This is a genomic window from Luteibacter sp. GL_149 (assembly GCF_057834065.1).
Genome location: NZ_CM174395.1, coordinates 1,827,546 through 1,847,555, shown reverse-complemented (window position 1 = coordinate 1,847,555; position 20,010 = coordinate 1,827,546). Strand labels below are relative to the sequence as shown.

The 20,010-nt window shown below is 61.5% G+C and carries 18 protein-coding genes, 1 tRNA gene and 2 pseudogenes; 4 read left to right on the top strand and 17 right to left on the bottom strand.

Going from position 1 to position 20,010, the window contains the following annotated elements:
* Positions 1-12 precede the first annotated feature (12 nt).
* The 8 genes and pseudogenes from rpsO to AC3IR3_RS08430 all read right to left on the bottom strand — a co-directional run bounded on the left by rpsO (position 13) and on the right by AC3IR3_RS08430 (position 7,692).
* Complete coding sequence (gene rpsO, locus AC3IR3_RS08465; protein ID WP_489196456.1) at positions 13-282, bottom strand: 30S ribosomal protein S15; 270 nt, start codon at positions 280-282, stop codon at positions 13-15.
* Between the two features lie 163 nt (positions 283-445).
* Positions 446-1,402 carry a tRNA pseudouridine(55) synthase TruB gene (gene truB, locus AC3IR3_RS08460; RefSeq protein WP_489196455.1) on the bottom strand — a complete coding sequence of 319 codons (957 nt, stop codon included), beginning with the start codon at positions 1,400-1,402 and terminating at the stop codon, positions 446-448.
* A gap of 176 nt (positions 1,403-1,578) precedes the next feature.
* Complete coding sequence (gene rbfA / locus AC3IR3_RS08455; protein ID WP_132141506.1) at positions 1,579-1,953, bottom strand: 30S ribosome-binding factor RbfA; 375 nt, start codon at positions 1,951-1,953, stop codon at positions 1,579-1,581.
* Positions 1,954-2,006: 53 nt separating this feature from the next.
* Positions 2,007-4,211: pseudogene (gene infB / locus AC3IR3_RS08450) on the bottom strand (translation initiation factor IF-2); the annotation flags it as partial.
* Positions 4,212-4,646: 435 nt separating this feature from the next.
* Positions 4,647-4,838 (bottom strand): annotated as a pseudogene (locus tag AC3IR3_RS08445) (translation initiation factor IF-2 associated domain-containing protein); the annotation flags it as partial.
* A gap of 217 nt (positions 4,839-5,055) precedes the next feature.
* Entirely contained in the window at positions 5,056-6,579 is a 1,524-nt protein-coding gene (gene nusA, locus AC3IR3_RS08440) for a transcription termination factor NusA (protein ID WP_132141504.1), read from the bottom strand.
* A 38-nt stretch (positions 6,580-6,617) separates the two neighbouring features.
* Entirely contained in the window at positions 6,618-7,127 is a 510-nt protein-coding gene (rimP, locus tag AC3IR3_RS08435) for a ribosome maturation factor RimP (RefSeq protein ID WP_489196454.1), read from the bottom strand.
* A 313-nt stretch (positions 7,128-7,440) separates the two neighbouring features.
* Positions 7,441-7,692: a hypothetical protein gene (locus AC3IR3_RS08430; RefSeq protein WP_489196453.1), complete on the bottom strand. Its 252-nt coding sequence runs from the start codon at positions 7,690-7,692 to the stop codon at positions 7,441-7,443.
* Between AC3IR3_RS08430 and AC3IR3_RS08425 the strand changes: the two genes are divergently transcribed.
* Positions 7,691-8,641, top strand: a complete 951-nt coding sequence (locus tag AC3IR3_RS08425; protein ID WP_489196452.1) for an AraC family transcriptional regulator — start codon at positions 7,691-7,693, stop codon at positions 8,639-8,641. The genes AC3IR3_RS08430 and AC3IR3_RS08425 overlap by 2 nt on opposite strands.
* On the opposite strand, the gene AC3IR3_RS08420 is transcribed toward AC3IR3_RS08425, so the two are convergent.
* The gene (locus AC3IR3_RS08420) at positions 8,580-8,927 is read right to left on the bottom strand and encodes an antibiotic biosynthesis monooxygenase family protein (protein ID WP_489196451.1); all 348 of its coding nucleotides are present in this window, start codon (positions 8,925-8,927) and stop codon (positions 8,580-8,582) included. The genes AC3IR3_RS08425 and AC3IR3_RS08420 overlap by 62 nt on opposite strands.
* 171 nt (positions 8,928-9,098) lie before the next feature.
* On the opposite strand from AC3IR3_RS08420, the gene AC3IR3_RS08415 reads away from it, so the two are divergent.
* The gene (locus AC3IR3_RS08415; protein WP_489196450.1) at positions 9,099-9,293 is read left to right on the top strand and encodes a hypothetical protein; all 195 of its coding nucleotides are present in this window, start codon (positions 9,099-9,101) and stop codon (positions 9,291-9,293) included.
* On the top strand, positions 9,280-10,164 hold the full coding sequence (locus AC3IR3_RS08410) for a serine hydrolase domain-containing protein (protein WP_489196449.1): 885 nt from the start codon (positions 9,280-9,282) through the stop codon (positions 10,162-10,164). The genes AC3IR3_RS08415 and AC3IR3_RS08410 overlap by 14 nt, the downstream gene beginning before the upstream one ends.
* A 22-nt stretch (positions 10,165-10,186) precedes the next feature.
* On the opposite strand, the gene AC3IR3_RS08405 is transcribed toward AC3IR3_RS08410, so the two are convergent.
* From AC3IR3_RS08405 to AC3IR3_RS08395, 3 genes are all read right to left on the bottom strand, one after another.
* Positions 10,187-11,623 (bottom strand): serine hydrolase, encoded by a 1,437-nt coding sequence (locus tag AC3IR3_RS08405; RefSeq protein WP_489196448.1) that lies wholly within the window; start codon positions 11,621-11,623, stop codon positions 10,187-10,189.
* Between the two features lie 205 nt (positions 11,624-11,828).
* A complete protein-coding gene (locus AC3IR3_RS08400) occupies positions 11,829-13,463 on the bottom strand; it encodes an NAD(P)/FAD-dependent oxidoreductase (RefSeq protein WP_489196447.1) in 1,635 nt (544 codons plus the stop codon).
* A 111-nt stretch (positions 13,464-13,574) separates the two neighbouring features.
* Positions 13,575-14,009 carry an antibiotic biosynthesis monooxygenase family protein gene (locus AC3IR3_RS08395; protein WP_489196446.1) on the bottom strand — a complete coding sequence of 145 codons (435 nt, stop codon included), beginning with the start codon at positions 14,007-14,009 and terminating at the stop codon, positions 13,575-13,577.
* Positions 14,010-14,261: 252 nt separating this feature from the next.
* Between AC3IR3_RS08395 and AC3IR3_RS08390 the strand changes: the two genes are divergently transcribed.
* A complete protein-coding gene (locus AC3IR3_RS08390) occupies positions 14,262-15,248 on the top strand; it encodes a DUF2268 domain-containing putative Zn-dependent protease (RefSeq protein ID WP_489196445.1) in 987 nt (328 codons plus the stop codon).
* Positions 15,249-15,400: 152 nt separating this feature from the next.
* Here AC3IR3_RS08390 and AC3IR3_RS08385 read toward each other — a convergent pair whose 3' ends face one another.
* From AC3IR3_RS08385 to AC3IR3_RS08365, 5 genes are all read right to left on the bottom strand, one after another.
* Entirely contained in the window at positions 15,401-15,991 is a 591-nt protein-coding gene (locus AC3IR3_RS08385; protein ID WP_489196444.1) for a class I SAM-dependent methyltransferase, read from the bottom strand.
* Positions 15,992-16,043: 52 nt separating this feature from the next.
* Positions 16,044-16,376, bottom strand: a complete 333-nt coding sequence (locus AC3IR3_RS08380) for a hypothetical protein (protein ID WP_489196443.1) — start codon at positions 16,374-16,376, stop codon at positions 16,044-16,046.
* A 419-nt stretch (positions 16,377-16,795) separates the two neighbouring features.
* Positions 16,796-16,872, bottom strand: a tRNA-Met gene (locus AC3IR3_RS08375).
* Positions 16,873-17,017: 145 nt separating this feature from the next.
* Positions 17,018-18,481 carry an NADH-quinone oxidoreductase subunit NuoN gene (nuoN, locus tag AC3IR3_RS08370; protein ID WP_489196442.1) on the bottom strand — a complete coding sequence of 488 codons (1,464 nt, stop codon included), beginning with the start codon at positions 18,479-18,481 and terminating at the stop codon, positions 17,018-17,020.
* A gap of 13 nt (positions 18,482-18,494) precedes the next feature.
* A complete protein-coding gene (locus AC3IR3_RS08365; protein WP_489196441.1) occupies positions 18,495-20,003 on the bottom strand; it encodes an NADH-quinone oxidoreductase subunit M in 1,509 nt (502 codons plus the stop codon).
* Positions 20,004-20,010 lie beyond the last annotated feature (7 nt).

The following is a 20,010-nucleotide window of genomic DNA, read 5'->3' as shown; positions in this document are numbered from 1 at the left end:
CGGTTCTGTTGCTTAGCGGCGCAGGCCGAGGCGTTCGATCACGGTCTGATAACGACCCAGGTCGTTTTTCTTCAGGTACGCAAGAAGCTTCTTACGGGTGTTGACCATCTTAAGCAGACCACGACGTGAATGGTTGTCCTGCTTGTGTTCTGCAAAGTGGGTCTGCAGATGTCCGATGTTGGCAGTCAACAGGGCGACCTGGACTTCCGGGGAGCCGGTGTCATTGGGTACGCGACCGAAGTCTGCGATGATTTTGCCGGTCTGTTCAGCGGTGAGCGCCATGTGTATCGATTCCTTAAAAGCGGATGCGAAGCTTGCGCAACCTCATCGTATAGCTGAAGTTGCGCAAGCTTCGCTTTAGAGTGAAAAGCAGGTAACGAGCGCACTATTGTAGCTGTGTGACAGCCGCGACAACAAGCCCGGTAAGACAGGAGGTTACGTCCGCTCAATCGGCCGGGAGATTGAATCCCCTCAGCACCCTGAGCACGCCCTCGTCGGAGACCTCGGCCAGGGCCATCAATCGTCCGTCCGCCCCCCAGGCGGTGCAGCGTCCGCGCAACGTCGTCCCCTTCAGAGGGATGGGTTGCCCGAACCCCATGACACGGGTCTGTTCGGCGTCCATATCCACCCGGGGAATATGGTCCAGACCGGCGGAAACCGGCAGCACGAAGGCCTCGGGCGCGTCGGAAGACTGTTCCGCCAGGGTCGACAGCTGTTCCAGCGTGACCATCTCGGGCTTCATGAACGGCTCGACCCACAGCCGGCGAAGCCCCGTCAGATGGGCACCGCACCCCAGGTGCTCGCCCAGATCGACCGCAAGGCTGCGCACGTAGGTGCCGGAACCGCATTCGACGTGAAGACGAACGGTATCGCCATCGCGAGCAATAACTTCCAGGCGGTAAACATCGACTTCGCGCGCCGGGACATCCACTTCCTCGCCGCGCCGGGCAAGCACGTAAAGCGGCACGCCGTCCTTCTTGATCGCCGAGTAAGCGGGCGGAACCTGAACGATGTGCCCACGAAGAAGGGCCAGCGCCGCTTCCAGCGTCGTGTCGTCCATAGCGGGCACGGGTCGGGTCTGGACGATCTCGCCTTCCAGGTCGGCCGTGGTCGTCGTGATACCCAGACGCACCTCGGCCTCGTAGGCCTTGCGGGAGCCGAGCAGCCAGCCGGCGATCTTGGTCGCCTCGCCGAAGCAAAGCGGCAGAAGACCGGTGGCGAGCGGATCGAGGCTGCCGGTATGGCCACCCTTGGCCGCGCCCACCAGACGCCTTGCCGCCTGCAACGCCTGATTCGAACTCAGACCCAGCGGCTTATCGAGCAGCACAATGCCGTGGATGTCGCGAAATGTTCGACGGGACATGGATACCTGAAAGAACGTGGTGCCGGGCACGACACTCATGGGTGCCAACCGCGGCGTTCTGTGGGAGCACGCCTGCGCGCGATTCCTGCGGAGCAATAACTCATTTAGAACCGATGGACGGTCGGTACAGGGCGTGCAACGGCCGATCGTTCGCGCCCGGTACTCAGGGATCGCGCGCAGGCGCGCTCCCACAGAGGCGAACGACCCGGCGTCCCTTACTGTTCTTCGTCGTCCTGCTTGATGACCGGACCGCCCTCGCGCAGCAAGGACTCGATCCGTTCGCCCTTGTCGACCGAATCGTCGTACTTGAAGCGAAGTTCGGGCACGCGGCGCATCCGCATCATCTTCGACAGCGCGTGGCGGAATTCCGGACCAAGCAGCTTCAGGCCCTTTACGGCCTCGGCGGATCGTTCCGGCTGCAGCGCCGTGATCCACACGGTCGCCCAATCCAGCTCACGGGTAACTTCGACGTCGGACACACTGACCGACGGCAGGTGATGGTCGCGCACGGCGGCATGCACCAGGAGACCGATCTCGCGGCGGAGTTCCGCCGAAACGCGATCGGTACGTTTGAAATCGCGGGATGGCATAGAGCCTCCTCAAAAGTGACGCCGCCCCGCGATCGGGGCGGCGTCTGTCGCTGTTACAGCGTGCGGGCGAATTCGATGCGCTCGAAGCACTCGATCTGATCGCCAGCCTTCACGTCGTTGTACTGCTTCACGGCGATACCGCATTCCATACCGTTGCGGACTTCGTCGACAAGCTCCTTGAAGCGGCGCAGCGATTCCAGTTCGCCCTGGAAGACCACGACGTTGTCGCGGAGCACACGGATCGGCTTGCTGCGCTTGACGATGCCTTCGATGACCATGCAACCCGCGACCGCACCGAACTTGGAGCTGCGGAACACTTCGCGGACCTGGGCGACACCGATAATCTCTTCGCGCACTTCCATGCCCAGAAGACCCGACGCCGCCTGCTTCACCTGATCGATGACGTCGTAGATGATCGAGAAGTAGCGTACATCGAGGCCGCTCGTATCGATGACCTTGCGGGCCGAAGCATCCGCACGGACGTTGAAGCCGATGATCAGTGCCTTGGAGGCCGATGCCAGCGTGGCTTCGGACTCGGTGATACCGCCGACGCCGGAGGCGATGACGTTCACCCTGACCAGATCGTTGCCGATCTGGGTCAGCGAGTCGCGCAGCGCTTCCACCGAGCCCTGGACGTCGGCCTTGACCACGATGTTGAGGGTCTGCTGGCCTTCGCCCTGACCCATCTGGGCCATGATGTCTTCGAGACGGTTCGTCTTGCTGACCATGCGCGTTTCGCGACGCTTCTGCTGACGCTCCTGCGCCACCTGGCGAGCCAGACGCTCGTCCTCGACGGCCACGAAGTCGTCACCCGACTCCGGCACACCGGAAAGACCCAGCACCTGCACCGGAATGGACGGGCCGGCTTCGTTGACCTGCTTGCCGGTTTCGTCGATCAGCGCGCGCATGCGGCCGTACTCGATACCGCACACCACGAAGTCGCCCTTCTTGAGGGTGCCCTGCTGCACGAGGACCGTGGCAACCGGACCGCGACCGCGATCGAGGCTGGACTCGATGACCACGCCCGAAGCGCGGCCGTCGGCGACAGCCTTGAGTTCCATGACTTCGGCCTGGACCGAGATCGCGTCGAGCAGTGCGTCGATACCGTCGCCCGTCTTCGCGGACACCGGCACGAACTGCGTGTCGCCACCCCAGTCTTCCGGCACGACTTCAAGCTGCACGAGGCCCTGCTTGACGTTGTCGGGATTGGCGTCGGGCTTGTCCATCTTGTTGACCGCGACGATCAGCGGCACCTTCGCGGCACGCGCATGCTGCACGGCCTCGATGGTCTGCGGCATGACGCCGTCGTCCGCCGCCACCACGAGCACCACGATGTCCGTCGACTGCGCACCGCGGGCGCGCATGGACGTGAACGCCGCATGGCCTGGGGTGTCGAGGAACGTGATGACGCCCTTCGGCGTTTCGACGTGATACGCCCCGATGTGCTGGGTAATGCCGCCGGCTTCGCCCGACGCGACCTTGGCGCGGCGGATGTAGTCGAGCAGCGAGGTCTTGCCGTGATCGACGTGACCCATGATCGTAACGACCGGCGGACGCGTGACCTTCTCGCCCTCGAGCTCGGCGGTCTGGGTCTGCGATGCCAGCGTCGCTTCCGCGTCGTCGGCCGCGGCGCGAACCGCGTTGTGACCCAGCTCTTCCACGACCAGCGCGGCCGTGTCGAAATCGATGACCTGGTTGATCGTGGCCATCACGCCCATCTTGAAGAGCGTCTTGACGACCTCGGCACCCTTCACGGCCATCTTCTGGGCCAGATCGGCGATGACGTTGTTATCGCCCACCACGACATCGCGCACGACAGGAGCCGTGGGACGCGAGAAGCCGTGCGGACCGGCCGACGAGGCGCCGCCACGCGGCGATTCCATACGGCCGCGGACCTTGCCACCGCCACGACGGTTGTTGCTGGAACGACGCGCGCGATCGGCATCGGACAGATGCAGTTCGCCACCGGCGAAACGCTTGCCACCGGATTCGCGATCATTGCGGCCACCGGCGTTGTTGCCGGTACCGCCACCGCCACCACCGCCATGCTTCGGACGCGCGTTGCCGCGGCTGTCGTTGGCGGCAGCGACCGCACCCGGAGCCGGACGCGAGGCAGGAGCCGCCGGACGCGCAGCGGCGGGAGCCGGTGCGGGAACGGGAACGGGAGCCGGCGGCGGCGGAGGGGCCGGAGCCGGTACGGGTTTGGCGATAATCTTTTCGCGCTTGCGCGGCTCGTGAATCGTCGGCAGGATCATGCCGAGCTTGCGCGTATCGAGCTTGCCCGTGGCATGACCCGGGCCGTCGTCCGTGGAGGCAGCGGCGGATACGGGAGCCGGCGCGGCAGGCGTCGGAACAGCGGGCGCGGCCGGAGCCCCGCCTGTGGATTCGGAGGCAGCGGCGGCGGCGCGAGCCTGTGCGGCAGCAGCTTCGGCTTCCGCCTGACGGCGGGCTTCCGCAGCGGCGGCTTCCTGGCGACGTGCCTCTTCCTCCGCTTCGCGGCGGGCCTGTTCGGCCTGGCGCTGTTCGGCTTCTTCGCGGCGTGCGGCTTCCTCGCGCTCGCGCAGTTCCTGCGACTCGGCGAGCTTGCGGGCGGCTTCTTCGCGCTCGGTATCCGGAGCGGCGTCGTCAGCCATGGTGCCGCGCTTCACGTAGGTGCGCTTCGTGCGTACTTCCACGTTCACCGTCTTCGCCGCGCCAGCGCCACGTCCTGTGCCCGAGCTGACTTTCAGCTCGCCCACGGTACGGCGCTTCAGCGTGATCTGGCGCGGACTGGAGTCGTCCGTTTCGGGAGCGGCCTCGCCCTTTCCGTGCGTGCGGCGAAGGAAGCCCAGCAATTTCACCTTTTCGGTGCTGCTGATGACCTGACCTTCGTCGGAAAATTTCATTCCGGCCTCGCCAAGCTGCGAAAGCAGCTTATCGACCGGCATGCCCAGAACCTGGGCGAGTTGTTTGATTGTGACGTCCGACATCTGTTTGTTTCTCCGCCGTTCCCGCGCGTAACCTTACGTGCCGACGATGACCCGTACGGCTGCCTCCATCCGTGGCGGGAAACCTGACGGCTTCCCTCGGGGCGTCCATCCAGGACGCCGCCGCCTACCGCGGTTAGCCGCCCTTCTCCAGCCGGGCGATCATCGGGGCGCGCGCGGCCATGATCAGCTGCGCAGCGCGTTCTTCATTCATGCCATCGATATCGATCATTTCGTCGACCGCGAGGTCGCCGAGGTCATCGAGCGTGACCACGCCGCGTTCCGCCAGAGCGAATGCGGTGGCCTCGTCCATGCCGTCGAGAGCAAGCATCTCTTCGGACGGACGGTGTTCTTCAATCACTTCCTCGGCGGCCAGCGCTTCGGTAAGCAGTGCGTCGCGGGCACGGGCGCGAAGTTCCTCGACGATGTCTTCGTCGAAGCCTTCGACAGCCAGCAGTTCCGCGCTGGGCACGTAAGCAATTTCCTCGACGCTGGAGAAACCTTCCTGCACGAGGATGTTCGCGATTTCCTGGTCGACTTCGAGGCGATCCATGAACAGCTTCAGCGCGGCTTCCTGCTCGGCTTCGCTCTTCGCGGTGACCTGGTCCTGCGTCATCACATTGAGCTGCCAGCCGGTGAGCTTGCTGGCCAGGCGCACGTTCTGGCCGCCGCGGCCGATGGCCTGCGAAAGCTTGTCTTCGGCAACGGCGATGTCCATCGAGTGCTTCTCTTCGTCCATGATGATGGACTGCACTTCGGCGGGCGCCATGGCGTTGATGACGTACTGGGCCTGGTTCTCGTGCCACAGGATGATGTCGACGCGCTCGCCGTTGAGCTCGTTGGACACAGCCTGCACACGCGAACCGCGCATACCGATACACGCACCGATGGGATCGGTACGGCTGTCGTGTGCGACGACGGCGATCTTGGCGCGATCGCCCGGATCGCGCGCGCAACCCTTGATCTCGACGAGACCCTGGCCGACTTCCGGCACTTCGAGCTTAAACAGTTCGATCATGAATTCCGGCGCGCTGCGCGAAACGAACAGCTGCGGACCGCGGATTTCGGATTTCACTTCATACAGGTAACCACGCACGCGGTCGCCGACGCGGGCCGATTCGCGGGGAATCGTCTTGTCGCGCGGAATGAACGCTTCGGCGTTGCTGCCGAGGTCGAGATAGACGTTGCCGCGCTCGACGCGCTTGACGATACCGGTGACCAGTTCGCCGACACGGTCCTGGAATGCATTGACCACCAGCTCGCGCTCCGCTTCGCGGACGCGCTGCACGATGACCTGCTTCGCGGCCTGCGCGGCGATGCGGCCGAACTCGGCGTTGTCGATCTGGGTTTCCATGAAACCGCCGACCTCGGGCTTGCCTTCGAGACCCTTCTCTTCGGCCTCGTCCAGGGCGTCCATCAGACGCACCTGGAAATACGGCGACTCCATCTCGGCGTCGTCCGCGATGATCTCGTAGCTACGGAACGTCTCGTAATCGCCCGTCTTGCGGTCGATCTCGACACGAATCTCCGGATCTTCGTCCGGGTAGCGCTTCTTGGCAGCCGAGGCCAGCGCAGCTTCCAGTGCTTCGAAAATGACTTCGTGCGGCACGCCCTTTTCGTTGGCGACCGCTTCGACTACCAGCAACAGTTCTTTGCTCATTGCCGCTACTCCGGGGGCGCTCACTGCGCCCTTTCGTTTCATTGTTTTGGTTTCTTTTCGCCGCCACGCTTGGGTTGCGGGGCATAGCCCAGCGCCACCCAGTCGGGCACCACACGGGCGCTTTCGACGTCCGCATGTTCGAATTCGAATCGACCCACCTCACCGTCGAGAACGATCTTCTCGCCGGCGACCTCGACGACGTTGCCCTTAAGGCGACGACGTCCCTCGACCGGTGCCTTGAGCAGCACCTTGACCACCTGGCCGCTCACACGTGCGAACTGCTCCGCGGTGAACAGCGGGCGATCGATACCGGGAGAGGATACTTCCAGTACATAGTTGCCGGGGATCGGATCTTCAACGTCCAGCATGGCGGACAGCTCGCGGCTAGCCGCCTCGCAGTCCTCCACGGTGACTTCGCGCCCTTCGACATTCAGGTACACGCGCAGCGTGTTCTGACCCTCGGACGGGCCATATTCCAGACCAAGAACTTCCAGACCGGTATCGGCCAGAATCTCGGAGAATCGTTTTGCGAGTGCTTGGGTATCCACGGTGCCTTTCTTTTCCGGTCGCCAGAAACAAAAAATGGGCTCCAGCGGCCCATTCCCTTTCGTCGCCGATGTATCCCGACACTTTCCCGCCGTGGCCCACCCCGTGCCGTGACGGCAGTCGGAAGAAATACCACGTGACGCATCCTTGCGCCCAACAAAAAAGCCTCACGAGGAGGCTTTCTTGTGAAAGAAAGATCTGGGTAACGGACTTGCCCGGTGACACTGGGCGAAGCGAGTTTCCGTTACAGAAGATTCGCTGATTATAGCGACGAATATGCTGCTAACGCAAGGCTACGGAGCGCTAAACGACTGTTCACAAAGCCTGCACGAACTTGCGCAGACGGTCGTCGCGTAGGGCCAGCATATCGAACAGGCCCAGCGCACGCAGCGCCGGCAGCACTTCGCGGATGTCGCGCTCCGCTTCGTTCCGGGCGGCATCGGTGGATACCGGATCGCACCATATCCGGGCATTTCCCAGAAATGCCGCGACGCTGCCCTTGCGGACCACCACGCCGTTCACAGTCGCTTCGTTCGTCTGATCGGGAAGGATGTCTTCGGCTCGCATGAGGCATTTCCTTGAATGGCATGGGGTGAAAAACAACTTAGCAACCCATGATTGGCGTTGTTCCTGTATTTTAGCCATTCGATACCGTAGAACCGCCATGTCGACGCCTCTCATCCCCCCTTCTCGCCTCGCCGCCGATAACTCCCCGATCATCGCGGTCGAGCTGGACGAAGCCGCGGTTCGGTCCACGCCCGCGCATCGGCACGAACGCGGCCAGCTGATCGGAGCCCGGAGCGGGCTGCTTTCCATCGGAACGGCGCAGGGTCGGTGGGTCGCGCCGGCCACCCATGCGGTCTGGATACCGCCGGGCGAGCCGCATTCCGTGACGTCGCACGGACCCTTTTCAGGATGGAGCGTCTACGTGGCAGGCCACGCATGCGTCTCGCTACCGGCCGAGCCCACGGCGTTACGCATGTCCGGATTGCTCCGCGAAGCCATTCACCGGGCAGCGGGATGGCCTGGCGACACCCTCGACGGCCCACGACTGCATATAGCCAACGTCATCCTGGATGAAATGCACTCCCTGCCCCGCGAAACCGTCGGCCTGCCCTATCCCCGCGATCCGCGACTGGTGCGGATCGCACAGGCGCTTTCGGACGACCCCGCCAATCCGCGAGGAGTCGAAGCGTGGGCGGCATGGACCGGCATATCGGCGCGATCCCTGATGCGCCGGTTTCCCGTCGAGACGGGATTCACCTTTACAGCCTGGCGCCAGCGCGTGCGCTTGCTGCGGGCTATCGAATGGTTGGCGGACGGCAAGTCCATCACCGTTATTGCGCTCGATCTGGGCTACGAGAACGTCAGCGCGTTCATCGCGATGTTCCGGCGGGTGTTCGGGGTGACCCCGGGTCGCTATCCAGAAAAAACCCGCTCTCCTACAAAAATGGTCACATCCCGATCAGGCGGTGGTACGTACCCAGATCCGCCGTCACACCCAGTTCGGTCATGAAAGCTACCGGGTCGAAACCGACCTCATCGTACGTCCGTCGCATGACCGCCCGGGCTTCGACGAACGCATCCTGGTCCGCCCATTCGACGACGGTCATGACGCCGTACGCCCCCGCGACCTCGGGCTGCGTCAGTACGAGGTTCTGCAGGCAGCCAGGGAGCAGGTCCAGCGCCTGCTGGGTCTGGCGAAGCCGGGCCACGAATCTCCCCAGAGCCTTTTCGGGGACAGTGAAGCGGTCGATGCGGAATACCGACAATGCAGGGCTTACGGACAGGACGGTGGTCATCGGATGGACTCTCGGATTCGCGCCGGCAGCGGCAGCTGCGCAACTTTACGACCTCAAGTTAACTTTAGGTCAAGAGATATTTCATCGCCAGCCGGGACAACTGTTGTCCGACATGGAGGGCGAACTACTATGAGCGCCAGGCTCCGCTCCTTTTCGTCGACAGATACCCTCATGCTGTGCAAAGACTGCAAATCCGGATACAACGCACCTTACGATCGCTTCGAACGTCTTGGCGTGAAAACCGATGGTCCGTCGTTCCTTATGAAATGCAGGCAATGCGGTGCCCTGTGGAACGAAACGCCACGCGCGGCCACGCGAGTGCACAAGGCCGATGCGCAAACGTTGTATCCCGATGCGAGGTTCTAGGACGGTGCAGATCGCGGCATGGATAACGGGCGACGAGGTACGAGCCGACAGTCGTGTCTCCATGCCGTGGTGGAGTTTTACGAAGATCGTGTTGTCCGCGGCGGCATTGGCCCTGGTCGACCAGTCCCGTCTCCGTCTGGACACGCCCCTCGCAGGCAAACCGTTCTCTTTGCGTCACCTGCTTCAACACCGCGCCGGCCTTACCGATTACGGTTATCTGTCGGACTACCACGATGATGTAGCGGCTGGTCGCGCGCCCTGGACCGCCGCCGAAGTGTTGCAACGCAGCCATGCCGACAGGCTGATATTCGAACCCGGCAAAAGCTGGGCGTACTCGAATATCGGTTACCTCTATGTCCGCGCGCTTATCGAGGACACTACGCAGCAATCCCTCGGCCCCGCTCTGAACTCCCTTGTGCTGAAACCGCTCGGCATCGCGGATGCCAGTATGGCGCTGTCGCCCGGGGACCTGGAAGCCACGGCCTGGGGCAACCCGCGCGCATATCACCCGGGATGGGTTTATCACGGACTGATGATCGGCCCCGCAACCAGCGCCGCACTGCTGCTCCAACGGTTGCTCGAAGGCCAGCTACTGTCGTCGCAAAGTCTGGCGGCCATGCTGGACATGCATGAATTCGATGTCCCTCCTTCCTCCCGACCGTGGTCGCGAGTAGGAAGCGGACTAGGCATCATGAGCGGCACGGCTAATGGAAAAGTCTACGTCGGTCATACGGGTGCGGGGCCGGGTAGCACATGCGCGATCTATACGTCGCTGGACGGCGCACAACGGCGCACTGCCGCGACATTCGCGCCGGTCGACGAACCGGGCGAAGTCGAATATCGGGCGCTGACACTCATCGACGGAGCCTGATGGCCTTCCATCGACAGCACGCTTATTTCCCTGCCCCCTTTAGTCCCTGAAGTTGCCGTACCGCATGGCTGTTTTTCGGGTCGAGTTCCAACGACCGCTTGTAGTTGGCAACGGCCAGATCCGTCTTCCCGATGACCTCGTAGCCTTCGGCCAGACTGTCGTACGCATTGCCGCTAGCGGGATACAGCGCTACCGCAAGCTTGAAGACGTCGACGGCCTGCGCTGGCTTGCCGCTGCGTAGCATGCGGTAGGCCCAATTATTGAGAGCGTCTTCGTTCACGCTGAAGCCGGTGTCTTTGCGACGTAGCTCGTCGTAAACCGCTTTCGTCGAGGAAAAATCCTTGCCGCGTAATTCGGAGCGCATGCGTGCAACGCCGTTCAGATGCATGCCTGGAATGTAAAGCGCGGCGATCTCATCGATGAACTCTTCGGGATAGCCACCGGAAAGATTCGTCAGAACCACGACGGCCGTATCGTCTTCGGGATACACGTAGAATGCCGAACGGCCGCCACCGGTACCACCCACGGCAGGATGGTCCGCACGCGGCACGGTAACCCAACCCTGTGCCCATTCCGCAGGGCGTCCGTCGTTGAAGGTGCCCGGCTTCCAGAGTTCGGCGAGGGTCTTGCGACTGACGAAACGTCCGGCTTGCACGGCGATGAGCCATTGCGCCATGTCCGCTGCGGTGCTGTTGATGCCCGCACCCGTGCGTAGCATCGGCGGAAAGGTCTCGTAGACCGTCGTGAGTTCGCCCTGCCCCAACGGGTCCGGGTAGACATAACGATACGACGGCGCCTTGTGCGGGATGACGTCGCGCGAATCGCCGAATCCCGTTTGCGTCATCGATGCCGGCTTGAACTGCCGTTCCTCGAGTACCTGGCGGAAAGGCTTCCCGCTGAGCCTTTCGATCATCTTGCCGAGCAATACGTAGTTGGTCTGGTTATAACTGAAGCGTTCGCCGGGCGCGAAATCCATGGGGCGATGCCGTACCGCCTTCCATGCGTCATCTTCGGTCGTGCCGCGCAACGCGCCTGTTTCGTCATCGATGATGTTCGGCACGCCAGACATATGCGTGGCGAGCTGTCGCACCGTTATCGGACGCCATGCCTCCGGGAGATCCGGCAGATAACGGGACACGGGATCGTCCAGGTTCAGCCGACCAGCCTCGACCAGTTGCATCAGCGCTACGCCAGTGAAAGCTTTCGTGGCGGAGTTGATCGAGAAGACCGTATTGCTGGTAACCGGAACGCTATCGGGCAGATTCGCCGTACCGTAGTTCCGCTGGGTAATGACGCGGCCGTGCTGCACGACAGCCAGTTGCAACCCGGGAATGCGACGGTCGCGCATCTCCTGGCGGACGATGGCGTCCAGCGAGTGGTCGACATCCTGAGCAGCGACGGTCGACACGCCGGAAGTGACGAGGATACAAGCGGCAAGCAAGGAGCGGTGGGCGGCCATAACGGCTACTCGCGGCGAAGATGGTCTCAAGTAAACGACGAGTCGACCTCGCACGAGGAGTGTCTATCGTCACGAATGACTCGTGACCAATGGCGGTGACGACAGGATCATGCCTACAGAAAAAAAACATCGCTTTCCGGTAGCCAGTCCAGCCTGAACCGTCGATGCTTACGCAGCCCGAAGTTGAATGACGCCCAGCGCCGGCTCAGGTGCTCGCGTTGATCTGCAACGCCACAGCTTCGGCGACACGAATACCGTCCACAGCAGCGGAAAGAATGCCGCCGGCATAACCGGCGCCTTCGCCCGCAGGGTACAGACCGCGCGTATTCAGGCTCTGAAAGCGCTCATTGCGTTTGATACGCAGTGGCGACGAGGTGCGCGTTTCCACGCCGGTAAATATGGCATCGTGCATCGCGAAACCCTTGATCTGACGATCGAATGCCGGCAGCGCTTCGCGAATCGCGTGGATGGCGTAGTCCGGTAATGCGCTGGCCAGATCGCCCAACCGAACGCCGGGTTTGTAAGACGGCTGCACACTGCCAAACTCATGCGACGGTCTGTTCGCAAGAAAATCGCCCACCAATTGGGCCGGCGCCTCGTACGTACCTCCACCAAGCTCGAACGCACGCGATTCCCAATGCCGTTGCAGTGCGATGCCGGCAAGCGGGCTGCCGCTGTTGTCGTAAGGCGCGAAATCGGAAGGCTCGATACCGACCACTACGGCCGCATTCGCGTTGCGTTCGTTGCGTGAATACTGGCTCATCCCATTGGTCACCACGCGTCCCGGTTCGGACGTTGCCGCCACCACCGTGCCGCCAGGGCACATGCAAAAGCTATACACGGAGCGACCGTTCTTGCCGTGATGAACCAGCTTGTAATCCGCCGCGCCGAGCAGCGGATGCCCGGCCTGCGGACCAAAGCGCGCCCGGTCGATGATCGACTGCGGATGCTCCACCCGGAAGCCGATCGAGAACGGCTTCGCCTCCATGTACACACCGCGCTCATGCAGCATTTCAAAGGTATCGCGCGCGCTGTGGCCAATCGCCAGCACGACGTGATCGGCACGGAGTTGCTCGCCGCTAGCCAGCGTCACGCCACGCACATGGCGCTCGCCATCCGCATCGGTTTCCACCAGCACGTCGTCGACACGGCTCGTAAAGCGGATCTCGCCACCAAGCGACTCGATCGTCGCACGCATGTTCTCCACCATCGTCACCAGACGGAACGTGCCGATATGCGGCTTGCTGACGTAGAGAATCTCGTCCGGCGCACCGGCTTTCACGAACTCGACAAGCACCTTGCGGCCGTGATGCAACGGATCGGAAATCTGGCTATACAGCTTGCCGTCCGAAAACGTACCCGCTCCGCCTTCGCCGAACTGCACGTTCGACTCCGGATTCAGGTCGCGCTTGCGCCACAGGCCCCAGGTATCCACCGTGCGCTCGCGCACCGCCTTGCCGCGATCGAGGATGATCGGGCGATACCCCATCTGCGCCAGCAGCAGCCCGGCAAACAAGCCACAAGGACCCGTACCAACCACGATCGGGCGATGCTCCAGCGCATCGGGAGCCTGCGCCACAAAGCGGTAGCCCGTATCCGGCGTCGGCTGTACATGCTTGTCCTCGGCGTGGCGTGCCAGCAGGGCCGCTTCGTCCACGACGTCCACATCCAGCGTATAGATCAGCTTGATCGCGCCCTTCTTTCGCGCGTCATAGCCGCGCCGGAACACCGTATAACCGCGCAGCGACGGCGCCCCGATGCCAAGTTTCGCGCAGATCGCCGACCCGATCGCATCATCGGCGTGATCGAGCGGCAGCTGGATATCGGTTAGTCGCAGCATAGGGTCAGGGTATTCAGAGGGTGCGGACGTGGATTTTCGCACGCTCCGCCGGTTGTGAGGGAAATAGCCCCGGAATGCGATGCGCGGCAAATGCCGCGCATCGCGATTTCGCTATCGCTCTACTGTGAATGCAACATCGTAAATCCCAGGATGTGCCTCTCCAAAAGCCGCATTTCGCTGGATAAACCCCCTGGTCTGAAGGTGCTCGAAAACCTGTCGCATCGCCTTCTCGTTTTCAGCCTGCGCATAGTTCACCACACGCGTGCCATCCAGACTTCTGTGAAGACTGGCCGACATCCAGCCAGGCACCGAACGGCAGCTGGTTGCGGCTTCACGTAGCAACTCGATGAGCGATGCCTGCGCCTCCGGCGAGGGCACAACAAACGTATTGATCTGGGTGATGACACCCATTTGCGCTTGGATAATCGGCATAGTCTTTCTCCGATAGCGCTTGGCGATAAGAGCGTCGACCGACACTGAGAACACGCCAAGCCGAGGCGTGAAGTACGCCTCCGACTTGCCGTGGGTTATCGCATAACGCGACAACGGAGCCTCCTCAAGAGGAAGGGGTCGGACTTACCGATTGCCGGCCCAGGTCCTTTTCGACGGACCGAAAATAACATCCCGAAATAGACGTGACAATGCGCCTGGAACAATCGCATGGAACCTGCGACAGGTATTGATCGGACCGCCTTAACGCGAGCGGCCTCACGAATCCTGCTTAAACCAAATCGACATGGCCAGCATCAACTCCCGTGGCCACGATTACGTGCCCGTGGCTGTCTATTCGAAGGGCTCATGATGATTCTGAGAAAGATACTCGCTACTTCCTCCGCTCTCTTGCTGTCGTTTTTTTGCGTTGCCTCAACAAGCATTGCGCGAGATGGGGTTATCGACCCCGTGGTGTCATCGGCGGACCTCGACCGGTTCTGGAAAGCTTACGATGCGGCGGTAAAGCTCGAAGACCCGGTTCAGCAGGAAGCCGTCATTCAAAAGCTCTATATCGACCCTGGCACCCATGCCCTCCATGCTTTCATGCAAGGACGCGGCTATAACGCCCACCTGTACATGGAAGCCATCCGCGCCTATCCGCGCTTCTGGACCACCATCCGGCCGCGGACATTGTTGGCGGGCTCGACCATTGCGACCCTGAAACCGCAGCTCCTCAAACTCCAGACGCTTTACCCTGAGATGAGGCAGGCAAGCATCAACTTCGAGATCGGCACCTTCAAATCTGGCGGCACGACGCAGGACGACATGGTGCTAATCGGCACGGAGCTGGCTATGGGCGACAGTAGTGTCGACGTATCCGAGATGCCCGAGAGAATGCGCGCATGGATAAAACCCTACTTCGACAGCAACCCCTCCGACACCATGGACGTGCTTCTCATCCATGAGTTCGTGCACACACAGCAAAGCGTACGTGGCAAGACGCTGCTTCAAAGGGCTATGCAAGAGGGCGTCGCCGACTTCGTTGCTGAACTGGTGACGGGTCGCAAATCGGGATCGAAGTATGTCGAGTACGGCACGAAACACGATGCGATCATCAAACCCGCGTTTCGTGAAGTCATGAACGGAGATTCTTACGGCCCCTGGCTATATAGCGGAGTAGACAACGAGTACGGCACAGCCGACCTTGGCTACTACATAGGCTCAGAGATTTGTCGCGCTTACTACAAGCGATCCTCCAATAAGCAGGCTGCAATAAAGCACATGATCGAGCTGGAGTTTGCCAATGCGGAATCCGTGAAGGAATTCGTCCGATCGTCACGGTACTTCGACTGAGTGTGAGCCCAATGGAAACTGGCGCGCCGGTGACCGAACCTCACGGACACCGTAATTCCAGATGTGGCCCCGTAAGAGCCGTCTGGATACCGCGCCAATCGACCATAGCTCAAACCCCGCCGCCTGTATGACAACAGGCCGATACTCAGTTCCTAGTCGGCTTTTCGCACGACGATCCGCCTGACTGTCTTACGGGACGAAATGCTCTCGATCTGCTCATCCAGAAGAATCTCTGCCGAAGCCAACGATTTCAGTACCAGAGAAGGATCGAACGCCGCGTAGAGGCGCCCATGCTCGTCTCTTCGGTCCGCGTCCTCCGTCACACGCCAGCTGAGATACAGGATGCCACCGGGGACAAGAAGCGACAGCAGTCTATCGACCGAAGGAGCAATGCTCCCAGGCTCGAGATGCATGATGACCGTCTCGCAGAAAACGTTTGCGAAACTATCGTCAGGCACGGCCAGAAGCTCAGGCAGCGCCGCATGTTCGAAGCGCAGATGCGGATGCCGATTCCTCGCCTCGACCAGAAGTCCTTCAGAAGCGTCATACCCGCGCGCGGGATAACCCTGGGCATCGAGCCACGCCGTATCGCGACCGCTCCCACACCCGATATCCGCTGTCGGACCGGGAATAAAGAAACGTCGGACCAGAGCATAAATATCGGTGGGCGGCGACTGCGCTTCCCATTCGTCAGCAAAGGCCGCCGCATCGCGGTCGTAGGCGTCAAGCGTAGCTCGATCCATCCTGCTGTCCTTTCCTGAGTGTCGGGCACGTTTCACTAAGAACTACCGTGAACTACGAAACGTCGTCACGAGGGTTCATCCCAAGCAACGACTGTATTTTTTCAATAGTGTTCGGATGATTTATCTCTGGATTGGCCAAGCTAAACAGAATGTCATTGATCACTCTGGACTCGACGTCGGGAACCCTGATGCTCTCATTCATCTCAAGGAACTCTGCCCAGTGTAGAAGGAAGTCGGCGGACAATTGACCATTCACGTAGGCACGAAGTATTGCCTTGAGTGTCGCCAGATCCAAGAAAAGACCGTCAGGATGGCGCGACAGCGCGATCCGCAGATCGGCTGCGGTTTCCGCGCCGCGAATGACGTATGAAGCGCTGTTATTCATCGAAATAACTCGCTATTGAAACGACATGATCTTGTCTATTGCATGGAGCAAACAAGCCAAAGTGAATAACTCGTCACCCCGCGCGAAAGCACCGTCATTTTGCACTCTCCTCCCATCCGCTGCACAGCTGGTGGCCCCATCCGGCACCCTTGCCGTGCCCGGTAGGAGCGCGCGTGAAGTCGGAAGTGCGATGCAGCGATTGCGCGACGTGGGCACGGCGAGGGTGCCGGATGGGGCCTTGCCTCGACGCTTCGATGTATCCGCCAGAGTGAAGAGCTGATCGGGCGCTATCGCGGTAACGGAGTGCACCGTACTGGGTTCCCGCCTGCGCGGGAACGACGGTCTGAAGGTGACTCAGTGCCGGCAAAAAGCGCCCAAAGAAAAAGGCGCAAACCAGAGGTTTGCGCCTTTTAGAAAACTGGTAGCGGGGGCAGGATTCGAACCTGCGACCTTCGGGTTATGAGCCCGACGAGCTGCCAGACTGCTCCACCCCGCATCAGATTCAGCAATTATAGGGATGTGGCTCGATTGTTGCAAGTCGTTTGTTGCGATTGCACGCAACTTTTTTTGCGGAACGTTGACGGCGCAGGCGGGCGAACAAATATCGCTCAGAAAAAGGGCGCCCCAGGCGCCCTTTCTTCTTAACCGAATGCCTTCTGACACCAGGCGAACAACGGTCCCCAAGTGAAGCCAAGGACCAGCAGCGCGAGCGCGTTGATCGACAACACCCAACGCATCGGCAAATCCGACTGTGCACGTACGTCGGTGCCTTCGACCGGCTGGTCGAAGTACATGACCTTCACCACGCGCAGGTAGTAGTACAGACCGATGATCGCGGCGACCGCGCCAACGATGGCGAGCCACAACATGCCCGCACTGATGGCGGCCTGCAGAACAAGCAACTTACCGAAGAAGCCGAACAGCGGCGGCACGCCGGCCAGCGAGAACATCACCAGCAGCATCAGGAACGCGAACCACGGCGAACGCTGATTGAGGCCCTTCAGGTCGTCGATCTCTTCGCATTCGAAGCCCGAGCGGGCCAGCACCAGAATCACACCGAACGCCGCGGCGCTGGTGAGTGCGTAGCTGATCGCATAGAACATCGACGCCGAATAGCCTTCCGGCGTAGCGTTGACCAGACCGATCAGCAAGTAACCCATGTGCGAAATCGTGGAGTACGCCAGCAGACGCTTCAGGTTCGTCTGCACGATCGCGACGAGATTACCGATAGCCAGCGACAGCACCGCCAGCACCGCGATCATGATCTGCCACTGGTGTACCAGCACGTCGCTACCGCCGACGGCACCGGCGCTACCCATGCCCGTGGCGAGCAGGCGGTAAGCCATACCGAATGCCGCCAGCTTCTGGGCCGAACCGATGAAGATCGTCACCGCGGTCGGCGCGCCCTGATAGACGTCCGGAATCCACATGTGGAACGGTGCCGCGCCCAGCTTGAAGCCGATGCCCACGATCATGAAGATCAGACCGAAGGTCAGCAGCTGCGGCCATTCCGTGCCGGCAACCGCGGCATGGATAGCGGCGAGGTCGAGGCTGTGCGTCGCACCGTAGACCATCGACATACCGTACAGCAGCGAACCGGAAGCCAGCGCGCCGAGGACGAAGTACTTGATGGCCGCTTCGGACGACAGACCCGAATCGCGGTTAAGCGCGACCAGCGCATACGAAGACAGCGTCAGCAGTTCGAGACCGAGATAAACCGTGACGAGGCTACCGGCGGACACCAGGAACATGATGCCCACGGAAGCGAAGATCGTCAGCGTATAGAACTCGCCCATCGGAATGGAACGGTCACGCAGGTAAGGACGCGCGTAGACGAAGATGACCGCGGTGACCAGCAGCGAGAACACCTTCAGTATTTCGGCGACGCCATCGCGGACGAACATGCCGCTGAAGGCGGTGACCGTCTGCGCCGGCTGACCGTCGTACACCAGCCACGCCGCAACGACGAGGACGATGATGGAAAGCCAGTGAATCACGCCCTTCTGGGCGGGTTTCAGAAACGCGTCGAGGAGTAGCAGCACGCAGGCCGCCACCACGAGATATATCTCGGGGAGCAGGATCAGGATGTCGTTGACGTTCGGCATGGATACTTCCTGCTCAGACTTTGGTCAGCGCCAGCTGCTCGACGATTCGAGCGACGGACGCGTCCATCAGGTGCACGAGGGGCTGCGGCCAGATGCCGAACAGCAGGACGGCAGCGGCGAAAGCGGACAGCACGAAGATCTCGCGCCCGTTGATATCCTTCATTTCGGCGACGTGCGGATTGGTGATGTCGCCCCAGAGGACACGCTTCACCATCCACAGCGTGTAAGCCGCGCCGATGATCAGCGTGAACGCGGCGAACAGCGCGATCCACGGGTTGGCGCTGAAGGCGGCCAGGATAACCATGAACTCGCCGACGAAACCGCTGGTACCCGGCAGGCCGCTGTTGGCCATGGCGAACAGTACGTAGAACAGGGCGAACCAGGGCATGACGTTGATCACGCCGCCGTAGTCCTTGATCTGACGTGTATGCATGCGGTCGTACAGGACACCGATACAGGTAAACATCGCGCCGGAAATGAAGCCGTGCGAGATCATCTGCACCATCGCGCCCTGCATGCCGAGGCGTGCGGCCTCGGTGTTACCGGTTTCGCGGACCAGCAGGAAGGCGATGAAGATACCCAGCGTGACGAAGCCCATGTGCGCGATGGACGAATACGCCACCAGCTTCTTCATATCGCCCTGCACCAGCGCGACGTAGCCGATGTAAACGACGGCGAGCAGGCTGAGGACGATGATCAGCCACGCGTAGGCTTCCGATGCATCCGGCACGATGGGCAGCGTGAAGCGCAGGAAGCCGTAGCCACCGATCTTCAGCATAATCGCCGCCAGCACCACGGAACCGCCAGTCGGCGCTTCCACGTGCGCATCGGGCAGCCAGGTGTGCACCGGCACCATCGGCACCTTGACCGCGAAGGCGATCAGGAACGCGAAGAACAACCAGCTCTGCTCGGTCATGCTGAGCTTGAGATGGGCCAGGTCGGACAGCGCGAAGCTACCGCCGGATTTGTGATACAGGTAAATCAGGCCGACCAGCATGAAGATCGAGCCGAAGAACGTGTAGATGAAGAACTTCAGCGTCGCATACACGCGCCGCGGGCCGCCCCAGACACCGATGATGATGAACATCGGGATCAGCATGGCTTCGAAGAACACGTAGAACAGCAGCGCATCGGTGGCGCAGAACACGCCGATCATCAGGCCTTCGAGCACCAGCATGGCAGCCATGTACTGGTGGGTCTTGGTCTGGATGATTTCCCATGCGCCGACGATCACCAGGATCGTGACGAAGCTGGTCAGCACGATCAGCGCGACGGAAATACCGTCGACGGCGAGCGCATAGTGGATACCGAGCGTCGGAATCCAGCTGGCGTTTTCCGCCAGCTGCATCGTGCCGGTGGCGGCGTCGTACCCGGGCAGCAAGGCCAGGCTGGCGGCGAACGTAGCCACCGCGACCAGCAGCGCGACCCAGCGCGCGGCGGACGGTCGGTCGGAGCCGCATAGCAGGACCGGCACGGCGCCGAGCACCGGGAGCCAGATCAGCAGGCTGAGCAAATGATTCATAAAGCTC